Source organism: Endozoicomonas sp. ALC020 (assembly GCF_049275935.1).
GTDB lineage: Bacteria > Pseudomonadota > Gammaproteobacteria > Pseudomonadales > Endozoicomonadaceae > Endozoicomonas_A.
The window spans coordinates 2,033,238-2,048,500 of sequence record NZ_CP184830.1; the positions used below are offsets into that span (position 1 = coordinate 2,033,238).

General features: G+C 43.3%; 7 protein-coding genes. 4 read left to right on the forward strand and 3 right to left on the reverse strand.

Annotation, left to right across the window (positions count from 1 at the left end; genetic code table 11):
- The first annotated feature begins 55 nt into the window (after positions 1 to 55).
- Positions 56 to 1,720, forward strand: a complete 1,665-nt coding sequence (locus ACOJUO_RS06860; protein WP_422139357.1) for an F-box/WD repeat-containing protein — start codon at positions 56 to 58, stop codon at positions 1,718 to 1,720.
- Between the two features lie 112 nt (positions 1,721 to 1,832).
- On the opposite strand, the gene ACOJUO_RS06865 is transcribed toward ACOJUO_RS06860, so the two are convergent.
- A complete protein-coding gene (locus ACOJUO_RS06865; RefSeq protein WP_422139358.1) occupies positions 1,833 to 3,992 on the reverse strand; it encodes a hypothetical protein in 2,160 nt (719 codons plus the stop codon).
- Between the two features lie 1,043 nt (positions 3,993 to 5,035).
- Here ACOJUO_RS06865 and ACOJUO_RS06870 point away from each other — a divergent pair.
- From ACOJUO_RS06870 to ACOJUO_RS06880, 3 genes are all read left to right on the forward strand, one after another.
- Complete coding sequence (locus tag ACOJUO_RS06870; protein ID WP_422139359.1) at positions 5,036 to 5,233, forward strand: hypothetical protein; 198 nt, start codon at positions 5,036 to 5,038, stop codon at positions 5,231 to 5,233.
- A 64-nt stretch (positions 5,234 to 5,297) separates the two neighbouring features.
- Positions 5,298 to 8,141, forward strand: a complete 2,844-nt coding sequence (locus ACOJUO_RS06875) for a hypothetical protein (RefSeq protein ID WP_422139360.1) — start codon at positions 5,298 to 5,300, stop codon at positions 8,139 to 8,141.
- Between the two features lie 623 nt (positions 8,142 to 8,764).
- Positions 8,765 to 11,605 carry a hypothetical protein gene (locus tag ACOJUO_RS06880; protein WP_422139361.1) on the forward strand — a complete coding sequence of 947 codons (2,841 nt, stop codon included), beginning with the start codon at positions 8,765 to 8,767 and terminating at the stop codon, positions 11,603 to 11,605.
- Positions 11,606 to 11,905: 300 nt separating this feature from the next.
- On the opposite strand, the gene glmS is transcribed toward ACOJUO_RS06880, so the two are convergent.
- Both glmS and glmU read right to left on the reverse strand, forming a co-directional pair.
- Entirely contained in the window at positions 11,906 to 13,738 is a 1,833-nt protein-coding gene (gene glmS, locus ACOJUO_RS06885; protein WP_422135997.1) for a glutamine--fructose-6-phosphate transaminase (isomerizing), read from the reverse strand.
- Positions 13,739 to 13,773: 35 nt separating this feature from the next.
- Positions 13,774 to 15,150, reverse strand: coding sequence for a bifunctional UDP-N-acetylglucosamine diphosphorylase/glucosamine-1-phosphate N-acetyltransferase GlmU (gene glmU / locus ACOJUO_RS06890; protein WP_422135998.1), 1,377 nt, complete (start codon positions 15,148 to 15,150; stop codon positions 13,774 to 13,776).
- Positions 15,151 to 15,263 lie beyond the last annotated feature (113 nt).

Here is a 15,263-nt window from a genome sequence, read left to right on the forward strand (position 1 = left end):
ATGTCCTTTCCAGGCAAGGATGAATACCAACTATAGAGCTACGGAGAAATCAGGCATGGAGCCCATTGAAAGCCATTCCGGCATTAACGGATCACTCTCACCAACACCTGAACAGCTTTCACTGGAGGAAACACCAACAGGTGTCAGTGCCGGCAGGGGCGTTAGTGTATATAACCAAAATCAATCTTCATTCTTCTATTTGCCCAACGAAACAAGATCTATGATTATTCGCTATTTGAGTTTTCGAGAGATTACCCGTTTAGCAAGAGTATGCAAATGTCTTCGCGATTTTGTTGAAAGAGAGAAAGTTCTGGAAAGAGCCTGGTACCGCCGGTTTCCTTCACCACGCCAGGATCAACTAAAGACCATCGCATCGACGAAAGATGAACAACAGCTCCGTGATTGGTTGAAGCCGTTTGCCAATGAGGACACTGTCGAGTCACTCATAAAACATCAATATAAGGCTTATTTTCCTGCTCTGCTTCTTTTCAACAACAGTAGACTGATGTCTCAATGTGAAGAATTTTACCTGGTGAAAACAGCCGAAATGAGCAAATGTCACACTGTCATGTCGGCCACCTTCAGCGCTGATTGTCGCCATGCACTGATTGCCACTGTCGCTGAAGTGGTGGAAATCCATGGCCGGGAGAACGATGGATCATGGAAACTAAAAGCCACTATTAACCATAACAAAGCGGTCAGATCAGCCGCCTTCAGTTCCGATGGCCGTCATGTGGTGACCGCCAGTAAGGATTGCACAGTGAAAATCTATGGTCTGGAGGACGATGGATCATGGGAAATAAAAGCCAACATTCTCCATAAAATTTCAGTCAAGTGGGCGGCCTTTAGTGCTAATGGTCGCCATGTGGTGACTAACGGTTATGATGCCATAATGAAAATCTGTAGTCAGAAAGACGATGGATCATGGGAAGAAAAAGAATCTATCAAGCATAATTGTCCAGCCAGGTCAACCAGTTTAAGCTACGATGGCCGTTATGTGTTGATTGTCGATACAAATAACAATACGACAATCTACGGTCAGGGAGACGACGGATTCTGGGAAATAAAGTCTACCATTTCCCATAATTATTTTGTCACCTCAGCCACTTTCAGCGCCGATGGTCGCCATATGGCAACCACCAGTAAAGATGGTACGGCAAAAATCTGTGTCCTACAGGCCAATGGGTCATGGAAAGAAATAGTCAGGATTTCTCACTATGAGGAGGCCTACTCAGCCAACTTCAGCGCCGATGGCAGTCATATGGTGACCGCCAGCAGAGATGGTACGGCAGAGGTCTATGGCCAGAGGGCCCCTGGATTATGGGTAAGAGAGACCACCATTTTACACAATGAGTCAGTCAAGTCAGCCGACTTCAGCGCCGATGGACGCCACCTGGTGACCACCAGTGACGATCACACAGCAAAAATCTATGGTCTGGAGGCCACTGAATCCTGGGTAAAAAAAGCCACCATTCACCACAAAGGTCCGGTTCAACGAGCCGCCTTTAGTGGCGATGGATGCCATGTTATAACAACCGCCAGTGATGACAATATGGCGAACATTTATAGTCTTGGGCCCGATGGATCATGGGTAAAAAAAGCCACTGTTCAACATGAGATAGCGTCCAGATCAGCCAACATCAGCGCCGATGGCCGATATATATTGACCTTCAGTGACCTTAACCAAGTGGAAATCACTGAACTTCGGAAGAAGGATTGATGATCGAATGAGCCTGACCTCACAGCCGGCTCCTGCCACAACAAGATAGGTTCGCTGAGACTCGCCATTACTGATTAAAGGTGCGGGTGATTTCGCCATACAGCTTTTGTGGTTACCAGTCATCAGCTAATACAGCCATTATGCGTTTTTCTGCCACTTTTTTCTGACCATTACTGCTTTTAAAGTCTATATCTTCACATTGGTGAACCAACCCCTTCCTGTTAGTAAAGATAAAACCGCAATTTCTTTTATAACGATGTGTTTCTTTCGTACCTTCATCTGGCGAGTCAACAGCAAACTCAGGGCTTGAAGACTGGCCAATATTAAGCCCACCGCCTGAATATTCAATCTCACAATCGTTGTCATTCAACTGTACGACCAGACTTGCCAGCCCTTTGTCGCGATGCCAAGGCATATCCACAACGTTCCGGGGAGTGAAGAAGAACCCTTCAAAGCTGTCAGCATTGATTGAGGGATAGCGAATTATCCAAAACTTTATATTTTCAACTTTTTTACCTGACCAATCTAATGAATCAGCCATTTTTTCCAATGCCTGACAGCATAGCTCTTTAACAGCTTCTGAACGAGTATGAATAATATTTTTCTTGAACGCTTCTTTTTCTTTTATCTTGCCATTTTCATCAAAATGACTAATTAAGTTTTGGTTCCTGGAATGCAAAAGCGTTGAATGCCGTATGTTAGCGCGCTGAAAGCTGACTAAGATACGATCAAAAACATCATTCTTTGGTATTTCAAATTCAAAAGCGGTGGATTTATCAATCTCGCTTTTCAGAAAATCGGCATCAAACAATCGGCGATCTTTGTCTACTTCTTCGTTGACCATTTTTAAAAGATCTTCATCAAATAAATGGCTTACCATTATAAATTTATCACCATATTTTATATGTTTATTAACTGTCCTTTCCCCTGAAACCAGTGGAGTGGCGACATGGCTACCAGCGATTATGCCACTATCTACTCCAGCTTCTGAAACATCCTGCCTGTGCTGTCTGTTGCGCAGAGGCGATTTGCCTGCTTCTGCCATCTCTTTGAAATTATGTGTCAATGATCTAAAAAAAACAGGCACTGCCGAGCGTTTCGATAATTGTGTCGTCGACTCCCGAACATTTGACAGGCTGTTTTTAAAGGAGTTGCTCTGTTGAGGTGATGGGGTTGCGCCAAAGTTAGACGACCTTGCCAGATAGGTATTCGTGGAGTGATAGAACAAGTGCCCGGTTCCCATTTGGAGTAATGACATCAGGTCATTGATATGATCTTGCCTCCAGATTTTTTGCGACGAAATCCCCGTAGCCAGTCTATCTGATGTCGTACTGAGAGCCAGTGAAAACAGATTCTCTGAATGTTGACTTGAGTCAGTGAGCAATAAAAAGCCCGGATGATGGGTAAAAAGATCATGATCAGAGTAAACCAGTCGTGATACCGGGTTATTCTGGCTACTACTCAGGCCGATTACCGCAGCGCCTTTTTGACTTTTTAAAACATCGGTTAAAGGTGGGGAAAAAACCTCCCTTTCAGCGGTATTGCCTGACATTGTGTTTTCAATGGCCCGGTTAACAGCCTTTAAGGTTTGTCCATGAAAGAGGCTGTAAACCTTATCCTCTTGAAAGTGTGAGCAGAGGGTTGTGATTGTCTCTAAGTCCCATTGAACATCCGCTTCAGCGTCAATAAGCAAGTTTATTTCCTCAGAAACCTGATCGCCACTCATCATAAGTTTTAACAGGTTATTATTGATCCCCTGAATTTGGATAGTCAGTTTATCCATACGGTTGTCAGAAAGCGTTTGATATAAGTTGACCCATTCCGGAATATCTTCAGGCGGATCAATTTCAGCACTGTTTCCGGTATTATTCAGAACATTGATTTCCAGGAAAGGCTTTTGATCTTCGGGGAATACAACCTGCTGATAATAATGACTGGCCAGCCAGGGGTGCTCAGGATAGACAGGCATAATGCCTTTGCGGGGAAGTTGTGCGTCACAGGCAAGGATTTTGTTTTCTCTATCCACATATTCAGATAGCGTACTGGTCAGATAGTTAAAATAAAATTTCAGGTTGATCAGTATAAAAAATGCCCTGATCTGAGACTCCAATGTCATTGCAGATACTGCGAAAAAATCGGTTATATAAGAGTGACTGCCTGCTGACGGCTGCCTGAGAACAACCTCGCCGACGGCGGCTATGTAGTAGGGTAAAAATGCGACCCCCACAAGAGACGCAGAAGTTCTCAGTGTGGCCAGTATCTGCTGTGCCATTGTGTAAGAATCCTGGTGTAGCAGAAGGTGGGTCTGAGCTTTTAATAAATGAGGTATTCTCTGACTCGAAAGAGTAGTACCTACCGGATTTTGATTGACTGTAATGAGTGTTTCAGTATTTCCACTTGCAGCGAATGGAAGTGCAGTCAAAATTAAAATTAATGCCATACATCTGGCTAAATTATTCATTTTTTAAATGGCTCCGAATTTACTATTTATGTTTAGTCAACTTCAGCTAACAGCTAAAGAAAGTCCCCTCTTGATGTTTTAGACAGATTGAAACGGATTAGCATTTGATTCGCTGCAATGTGCTAGCAACGCTTCACAAACCCAGCATTGAACTAAGGTCATGAATCAACACATAGCGATATAATACTGAACAACTGGTCAAGGAGATTTCTCAGAAATACGACGGAGTTTCGTACCAGTCTACGGGTTGTGTTTTTTATCTGTTTAAATTCTGCTGCTTTCAGATTTCTCTGAAATTTATATGAGTTCGAAGGGTAGCTGTAAAAAAGCAGAAGTGCTTAATTTTTTCATAATTAATTTTATGACGTGCGTCTGCATCAGGAAAAGCATTCCTGAAGGCTGAAGTCCAAAGTTCACTATTTTTCTTGTTATACACAATGATTTTCATCAACCTTAACTCCGTGGTAGATCATGAAATAATAATTAGAAATTACGTCCTGAGTCGCGACCAGAAAAAGCCTGACCATAGGCATGGGTAACGCGGCCTTATTATCAGATATTGATTAAAAACTGTTAGCGTCCAGCACTGCAATAATTTGAATACAGCTTTTTTATCATTGTGATAGCCATTGCCAATTTCATCCGCTTGCCTCTAACTTTTTTCTATACAGCAAGAGGACAATCCCATGAATAAATCCAAACAAGTAGAGAAAAAACACGATAGTCATAATATTTCAGTTCAGCAACCCAAAAAGCAAAGCGATTGCAATTTCAAGCGCTTCTTGTCGGTTGATTCATGTTTCGCATCTCCTGCGTTGTTTGCAGGAGAAAGACTGGCAGTCAGGTTGTGATTTTTGAAGACGTCCTCAAATGAGCGCTTACATAAAAACGCTGCTGGATTCAATTCCAGGGAACTAAAAGCCATTGTAACTGTCAAATACCGTTATCCGCTTTCTAACTACCGTTATGAGCATGTCAAGGAAGCGAAAAGTAATAGCTGGTATTGCGAGGAGCACCAATGCCACATTGGTACACAGATTGCCGAACAATAGCGTGGTTACAAGGCTCGATTGCTATATCCAGTTATTTTATACACAAGAAAAGGAGATAATTCCTATGGATACTATTAAATCAACCAATTCTCAGTTCGTCTCAGATGAAACTGCTCTAAAAAGGATGACAAACTCTACAGACGATCATTCACAGAGCGTTAAAATCTCTAAAAAAATGCCAGAATCTAAAGTTTTACCCTTCAAAAATGAGCAGTTAGTTCCAAATACTAATCCAGAAGGTATGACTTCATCAAAGCCTTATGCAGAAACAGGCTTAGAAAGGAAGGTGGATATGCTGGACTTATCCTTGGCAGATACCCGACTGGCCAAGCTGCAAAGTTCAAGTCCTGCATGCATGCCTGCAGAAGAGATTGTTAAAATACCGGCTACCGAGCTTGATTATAGACCCCATTCTGAAAGCAATAACACCGAAACAATAAGGCCTTGGTTTGATTGTTTCGGGCAAATCTATGAATCTTTGCAAGAAAATGACCATCCAACACTTGAGAAACAATTATATGCACTTAGAGAAGATCAGATCGAAAGCCTTTTGATGGCTGAAGCCCCTAGATCTTTTCTAACTAAACATTATACCCAGAATCACGCCAGTTTACTGTTGCAAGCAGCCAGGGAATCCAAAGCAAACAAAGTTTTTTTCAAGTGTTTATTTGACCGGCTGAGTACGGAAGAATTGCGGATTATGCTTTTAAAGTCTGTCGATGATGGTCTGACACTATTGCATTATGCCAGCTCCGTTATAGAAGAGTCACTATTCAAGCAGCTGGAGCAGAAATTAGGTAGGGAAACACTTCTGGAAATGGTAACCCTTAAGGTAAATAATCATGCTCCTCCTATTGCATATGCCTGCCTTTATAATCAAAGTACATATCTGTTTAATACCGCTCTCACACAAAACAGGGAATTGATAGAAAAACTCCTGAAGGGTGGTCCCGATATTGATGAAAGCTTGTTACAGTTCATGTTTGTTAATTTTGGGAATTACGTGCTAGGAAAGGGTCTAAATAATGAGGAATACTGGGAGCGCCTAAGTTATCTGTCAGATTTTCTGATTGGTCAAGAATTTTTGGATGCAGTCAGATTTGCTGGCAAAAAGAATGAGTCTGTTTTTCTGACGGCCTGTAAAAACGTAAACAGCTGGGAATTTTATAAATTAATTGCGGCAAAACTTAGTGATAACAAGCTTTTTGAGCTTTGTAAATGGGAAGTGGAAACGGGCAAGTCACTGTTGCACAAGTGCTTTGAAATAAATCATTCAGTTACTGTTATGCGAATTGTCCATTTAATCCAATCTGCATTATTGAGATTTAAAGTATTGTCGTTGCCCAATGCAGAAGGTGATTCCGTATTTCAACGGCTGTTAGTCGAAAATGATTTTTTTTACAGTAATAATGATGTGAAAGACATATTACGTGATATGGATTCTAGCGAACGGAATCAACTGGTTATTGGTGATTCAAATATTTGGGAGCAATCTGCCGTGAGTAGCGATCGAGCACTCAGACAGCAAGAGCGAAATCCAATAGTAGTTGCCTTGAACAAAGAAAATATGTCACTGGCTGAATATCTCTGGACACAGATTACTGACCCGCAATTACGAATTAAACTCTTACTTTACAGGTCAAAACACCAAAAAAACCTGTTCCAGCACATTTTGGAAAAAGGAGTTAGTCTGCAATGGTTCAACAAAATGCTGACAGATACCGACAGCGGAACCGAACGGGATCTACTCGCGGCTGAATTATATAAGATTGCATCAAAAGCTGATCGCATGAAAGATGCCTCTTATTATCTAAGCCAAATCAGGGATTCACAATTAACAAAGGATGTGTCTAAAGATCATTATAAATATTTTTTAGCTAACCTCTACAAGCAGGGTAAGAAGCTTACAGAAGCTGATTTCAGCAAAACAACCCCATCTCAATGTACAGACGCTATTACATATATATTTGAACATAGCTTCTATACAAAAGAATACCCTGGGAAAAATCATTTGCCGTTGCTTATGGTACAGGAGAATAGGGGTGATAAAGATGCTTTTGTCAAGTGGGCTTTAAGTCCGTTGAACGGAAAGCAAAGCCCATTGATTAAGATCCTGGAACGGTTTACTACTGCTTGTCTTGTGATCAATAGCCCTGATAAAAGTTATCTCTGGGGGAAGCTTTTTTTAGAAAGTAAAAGTGCCAAAAAAGAAATCATGTTGAGTAGGCCGATATTTCAGAAGATCATTAAAATGATGACACTGGAGCAGATAAGAGAGTGGCTTTTGCCTGAACTGGGTGGGAGTAATAATTTATACTTGCTTGTTTATAAAGATATCCTTGAGCCAATCGTGGAAAGACCGGACGGTTCAGGCAAAGCCTTTCTTGAAAAAACAGATCCGAAGACTGGTGAAAATTTATTGCATATTATTTTCAGGAGCAATCTTATTAATGAAAATTACGTAGATAAGAAAAATATGATTGATACAGTTGAATGGCTGGATAAAATCTATGGATTAACCTCGTTTTTGCAAAGTCATTCGGAAAACGATGGCTCAACCCCTTTACATGTACTCTTGAATGCAGAAGGAGGAATACGTCGCTCGAGGGCTGGATCAACACAAAAAAATATTCTGCAGCGCCTATGCCGGACAAAAACAGATCGCATTGATCTGGTTGAGTTGCTCAAACTAAAAGACAACAATGGCTGCACACCTCTGCACAAATTATTTTCCTTTTATAGAATAAATTATGAAATCGTTGATCTGTTAATTGATGAACTTGGTCTTGGAACATTTCGTGAGTTAGTGAATATCAAAGACAATCAAGATGAACCTGCTATAGATGTTGACAAGTTTGAAAAAAAATTGAACTCTGATCCAAAATACGCCGTTCTGTTTAAAAATTGAGACTCATCGTCAATTGTATCGGTGGCAGAAAAGTCAGCTAATACTAACCCACCGGCAGTAGAAGCCAGGTCAGGGCCGATAAACATAATCACCGGCCTGACCACCGCTGGTGTAGACAGCCGGTGAAGTATGCTGATCCATAACAGCACACTCAGTCCGATATAACAGCCTCTTTCTCAATACTCTCGGTTACTGAGAGTCATGAATCAAAAGAGGCGACATCTATCTTGAAAAACTCCGTCAGTTCAGCAACCCAAAAAGCAAAGCGATTGCAATTTCAAGCGCTTCTTGTCGGTTGATTCATGTTTCGCATCTCCTGCGTTGTTTGCAGGAGAAAGTCTGGCAGTCAGGTTGTGATTTTTGAAGACGTCCTCAAATGAGCACTTACATAAAAATGCTGCTGAATTCAATTCCAGGGAACTAAAAGCCATTGTAACTGTCAAATACTATTGTCCTGCTTTCTAACTGCCGTAATGAGCATGTCAAGGAAACGAACAGTAATAGCTGGTATTGCGAGGAGCACCAATGCCACGTTGGTACACAGATTGCCGAACAATAGCGTGGTTACAAGGCTCGATTGCTATATCTAGTTATTTTATACACAAGAAAAGGAGATAATTCTTATGGATACTATTAAATCAACCAATTCTCAGTTCGTCTTAGATGAAACTGCTCGAAAAAGGATGACAAATTCTACAGACGATCATTCACAGAGCGGTAAAATCTCTAAAAAAATGCCAGAATCTAAAGTTTTACCCTTCAAAAATGAGCAGTTAGTTCCAAATACTAAACCAGAAGGTATGACTTCATCAAAGCCTTATGCAGAAACAGGCTTAGAAAGGAAGGTGGATATGCTGGACTTATCCTTGGCAGATACCCGACTGGCCAAGCTGCAAAGTTCAAGTGCTGCATGCATGCCTGCAGAAGAGATTGTTAAAATACCGGCTACCGGGCTTGATTATAGACCCCATTCTGAAAGCAATAACACCGAAACAATAAGGCCTTGGTTTGATTGTTTCGGGCAAATCTATGAATCTTTGCAAGAAAATGACCATCCAACACTTGAGAAACAATTATATGCACTTAGAGAAGATCAGATCAAAAGCCTTTTGATGGCTGAAGCCCCTAGATCTTTTCTAACTAAACATTATACCAAGAATCACGCCAGTTTACTTTTGCAAGCAGCCAGGGAATCCGAGGCAAACAAAGTTTTTTTCAAGTGTTTATTTGACCGGCTGAGTACGGAAGAATTGCGGATTATGCTTTTAAAGTCTGTCGATAATGGTCTGACACTATTGCATTATGCCAGCTCCGTTATAGAAGAGTCACTATTCAAGCAGCTGGAGCAGAAATTAGGTAGGGAAACACTTCTGGAAATGGTAACCCTTAAGGTAAATAATCATGCTCCTCCTATTGCATATGCCTGCCTTTATAATCAAAGTACATATCTGTTTTATACCGCTCTCACACAAAACAGGGAATTGATAGAAAAACTCCTGAAGGGTGGTCCCGATATTGATGAAAGCTTGTTACAGTTCATGTTTGTTAATTTTGGGAATTACGTGCTAGGAAAGGCTCTAAGTAATAAGAAATACTGGGAGCGTTTAAATTATCTGTCAGATTTTCTGCATGATCAAGATTTTTTGGATGCGCTCAGATTTGCCGGCAAAAAGAATGAGTCTGTTTTTCTGACGGCCTGTAAAAACGTACACAGCTGGGAATTTTTAAAATTAATTGCGGCAAAACTTAGTGATAACCAGCTTTTTGAACTTTGTAAATGGGAAGTGGAAACGGGCAAGTCACTGTTGCACAAGTGCTTTGAAATAAATCATTCAGTTACTGTTATGCGTATTGTCAAGTTAATCCAATCTGCATTATTGAGATTTAAAGTATTGTCTTTGCCCAATGCAAAAGGCGATTCCGTATTTCAACAGCTGTTAGTCCACAATCAAATTTTTCACAGTGATGAGGTGAAAGACATAATACGTGATATGCATTCCAGCGAACGGAATCAACTGGTTATTGGTGATGCAAATATTTGGGAGCAATCTGCCGTGAGTAGCGATCGAGCACTCAGACAGCAAGAGCGAAATCCAATAGTAGTTGCCTTGAACAAAGAAAATATGTCACTGGCTGAATATCTCTGGACACAGATTACTGACCCGCAATTACGAATTAAACTCTTACTTTACAGGTCAAAACACCAAAAAAACCTGTTCCAGCACATTTTGGAAAAAGGAGTTAGTCTGCAATGGTTCAACAAAATGCTGACAGATACCGACAGCGGAACCGAACGGGATCTACTCGCGGCTGAATTATATAAGATTGCATCAAAAGCTGATCGCATGAAAGATGCCTCTTATTACCTAAGCCAAATCAGGGATTCACAATTAATAAAGGATGTGTCTAAAGATCATTATAAATATTTTTTAGCAAACCTCTACAAGCAGGGTAAGAAGCTTACAGAAGCTGATTTCAGCAAAACAACCCCATCTCAATGTACAGACGCTATTACATATATATTTGAACATAGCTTCTATACAAAAAAATACCCCGGGAAAAATCATTTGCCGTTACTTATGGTACAGGAGAATAGGGGTGATAAAGATGCTTTTGTCAAGTGGGCTTTAAGTCCGTTGAACGGAGAGCAAAGCCCATTGATTCAGATCCTGGAACGGTTTACTACTGCTTGGCTTGAGATCAATAGCCCTGATGAACGTTATCCCTGGGGGACGTTTTTTTTTGAAAGTGAAAGTGCCAAAAAAGAAATGATGTTGAGTAGGCCGATATTTCAGAAGATCATTAAAATGATGACACTGGAGCAGATAAGAGAGTGGCTTTTGCCTGAACTGGGTGGGAGTAATAATTTATACTTGCTTGTTTATAAAGATATCCTTGAGCCAATCGTGGAAAGACCAGAGGGTTCAGGCAAAGCCTTTCTTGAAAAAACAGACCCGAAGACTGGTGAAAATTTATTGCATATTATTTTCAGGAGCAATCTTATTAGTGAAAATTACGTAGATAAGAAAAATATGATTGATACAGTTGAATGGCTGGATAAAATCTATGGATTAACCTCGTTTTTGCAAAGTCATTCGGAAAACGATGGCTCAACCCCTTTACATGTACTCTTGAATGCAGAAGGAGGAATACGTCGCTCGAGGGCTGGATCAACACAAAAAAATATTCTGCAGCGCCTATGCCGGACAAAAACAGATCGCATTGATCTGGTTGAGTTACTCAAACTAAAAGACAACAATGGCTGCACACCTCTGCACAAATTATTTTCCTTTTATAGAATAAATTATGAAATCGTTGATCTGTTAATTGATGAACTTGGTCTTGGAACATTTCGTGAGTTAGTGAATATCAAAGACAATCAAGATGAACCTGCTATAGATGTTGGCAAGTTTGAAAAAAAATTGAACTCTAATCCGAATTACGCCGTTCTGTTTAAAAATTGAGACTCATCGTCAATTGTATCGGTGGCAGAAAAGTCAGCTAATACTAACCCACCGGCAGTAGAAGCCAGGTCAGGGCCGATAAACATAATCACCGGCCTGACCACCGCTGGTGTAGACAGCCGGTGAAATATGCTGATCCATGAACAGCACACTCAGTCCGATATAACAGCCTCTTTCTCAATACTCTCGGTTACTGAGAGTCATGAATCAAAAGAGGCGACATCTATCCTGACACGGGGGGAATGTGATTTACCAAACTTTAATGTCCACCGACAACAACAAAACGGGCAACAGTCCAGACTACTCCACCGTCACAGACTTGGCCAGGTTACGAGGCTGATCGACATCCGTTCCCTTGATAATGGCTACGTAGTAGGACAACAGTTGCAGAGGTACAGTGTAGAGAATGGGAGCAACGACTTCCGGTGCTGTCTCTAATGGCAATACCTTAATTCCGTCGCCTGCCACCAGACGGGCATGGCGGTCTGCAAAGACAAACAGCTGGCCACCTCTGGCGCGTACTTCTTCCATATTGGATTTCAGCTTTTCCAACAGGTCGTTGTTGGGTGCCACCACAATTACGGGCATATCGTTATCAATCAGAGCCAATGGACCGTGTTTCAATTCACCCGCCGCATAGGCTTCTGCATGGATGTAGGAGATTTCTTTCAGCTTCAGCGCACCTTCCATGGCAATCGGGTATTGAGTGCCGCGCCCCAGGAAAAGGCTGTGATGTTTGTCGGCAAAATCTTCAGCGACCGCTTCAATTTCACTGCTCATTTCCAGCGTACTGCTGATGATATGAGGCAATTCTCTCAGGGCTTTGACGACTTCAGTCTCCTGTTCTTCGGTCATTCCGGTGTGGCGACCAATGGCCGTTACCAGCATCAGCAGGGCGGCCAGCTGAGTCGTGAAGGCTTTGGTTGAGGCGACGCCGATCTCAGCTCCGGCCCGGGTCATCAAGGCCATATCAGATTCACGAACCATGGACGAACCCGGAACATTACAAATACTCAGGGAAGCCATGTAACCCATCTCTTTAGCCAGTTTCAGAGCTGCCAGAGTATCGGCCGTTTCTCCTGACTGGGAAAGTGTGACGAACAGACAGTCTTCAGGCACAAAGAATTTGCGATAGCGGAACTCTGAGGCAATTTCTACACGACAGGGGATTCCGGCCAGCTCCTCAAACCAGTAACGGGCTACCATGCCGGCATGGTAACTGGTGCCACAGGCAACAATCTGGATAGCTTTGGTTTTATTGAGGAGTTCGATACCGTTTTTACCCAGTATGTCGAGGTTCAACTTTGTCTCACCCAGTCGGCCTTCCAGTGTGTTGGCAATGGCATCGGGTTGCTCATGAATTTCTTTGAGCATGTAGTGCCGGTATGGCCCCTTGTCACCGGCATCGTGCTCAAGATTACTTTCTCTGGCGGCACGGGTAATGCTTTTGCCATCCGTATCAAAGACAGACACCTCTGTACGGGTCACTTCAGCCACATCACCTTCTTCCAGGAAAATAAAACGACGAGTCACCGGAAACAGCGCCAACTGATCGGAGGCAATGAAGTTTTCACCCAGTCCCAGACCAATGACCAGTGGGCTGCCAGAACGGGCAACCACCAGCCGCTCCGGGTCTTTGCGATCCATAACGACCATGCCATAAGCACCTTCCAGCCGGGGCACAGCTGCCTGAACGGCGGCGATCAGGCTGTCAGTACTTTTCAGTTCGTGGCTGACCAGATGGGCAATAACTTCTGTGTCTGTGTCAGAGACAAAGGTGAAGCCCTCTTGCTCCAGATAGTTCCTCAGTAACTCGTGGTTCTCAATAATACCGTTATGAACCACAGCGATATCTTCGCCAGAGACATGGGGATGAGCGTTGCGCTCATTGGGCTCTCCATGGGTCGCCCAGCGTGTATGCGCAATACCTGTGCCACCAGGCACCTGAGACTCATTGATCGCTTCGCTCAATTCGGAGACCTTTCCGGTTCTGCGAAGTCGTTGAAGTTCACCACTGGCAGCGATGATGGCGACACCTGCAGAGTCATATCCGCGATATTCCAGACGACGTAAACCTTCTAACAGAATGGGCGCCACATCCCTCTGCGCTACAGCACCGACAATGCCACACATAATTTTCTACCTTTGATTTGTGTTCTGCCTGATATTCAGTTCTTTTTGGTGGGACGCTGCCAGCCGTCAATGTTTTTCTGACGACTCCGGGCTACCCCAAGTTGGTCTTCGTCCAGGTTCCGGGTAATCACTGAACCCGCCGCTGTAGTGGCACCTTTACCAACAGTAACCGGTGCAACCAGTGAACTGTTGGTACCGATGAAAGCATTATTTTCAATGACGGTTTTGTGTTTGTTAATCCCATCATAGTTACAGGTCACGGTACCCGCTCCGACGTTGACACCCGCACCTATTTCAGCGTCGCCTATATAGGTCAGATGATTGACCTTGCTGCCCTCACCGATGGATGCCTTTTTGATTTCGACAAAGTTGCCCACTTTGGCATTTTCTGCCAGTTGAGTACCCGGACGCAGTCGTGCAAAAGGACCTACTTCACAGTGAGCGGCTACCTCTGCATCCTCAAGAATCGAGTGCGCTTTGATGACAGCACCTTCACCAATTCTGGAATTGCGGATGATACAGCCAGCCTCAATGACTACGTTATCGGCAATCTCGACTTCTCCTTCCAGAATCACGTTGACATCCAGCAGGATATCCTTGCCGGTTTTGACATCACCACGAATATCCAGCCGGGCAGGGTCAATAATGGTGACACCGCCGGTCATCATGGCGTTAGCCAGCTGTTGCTGGAAAGCCCGCTCCAGTTCTGTCAGCTGAACCCGGCTGTTGACTCCCTCGACTTCGGTAGCCTTTTGCGGTTGAACGTGCACCACGGGGGTCTCTTCAGACACGGCTTTAGACACGACATCCGTCAAATAATATTCCTGCTGGGCATTGTTGTTATCCAGTCCCATGACCCACTCACCCAGCTTGCTGCCGGGAATGGCCATGATACCGGTGTTCACCTCGTTTATAGCCAGCTGTTCAGGCGTTGCGTCTTTATCTTCAACAATAGCCAGCACACTGCCAGTATCATCCCGGACAATACGACCATAGCCTGATGGGTTAGCCAGATTGATGGTCAGCAGACCCAGACGCTCACCGTTACTGGCGGCCAGCAGGGATTGCAGCGTAGAGGAATGTATCAGCGGCACATCACCATAGAGCACCAGCACGACATCAGCACCTTCGCAACCTGGTACAACCTGCTGAACAGCATGACCTGTCCCAAGCTGCTCTGTTTGCTCAACCCAATTCAGGTCATAGTGTCCCAGGGCACTTTTTACCTTGTCTGCACCGTGACCAATCACGACATGAATTTCACCCTTGCCAATCACTTGCTGGGTTTGCAGGGCACTGAGAATGACATGCTCCAGCATCGGTTTACCGGCAATGGGATGAAGAACCTTGGGAAGGTTAGATTTCATACGGCTGCCTTGACCAGCAGCAAGAATGACGATATCAGCTCTCATGATTAGCTCTTAACAATAGTCTCTTGATCATTCAGAGTTCTCTCTGCGTTACCTGCCGGGGAAAAAATAAAAAGCAAAAAACCACGGCAAAACGACATGGTTCACCGCCCCCG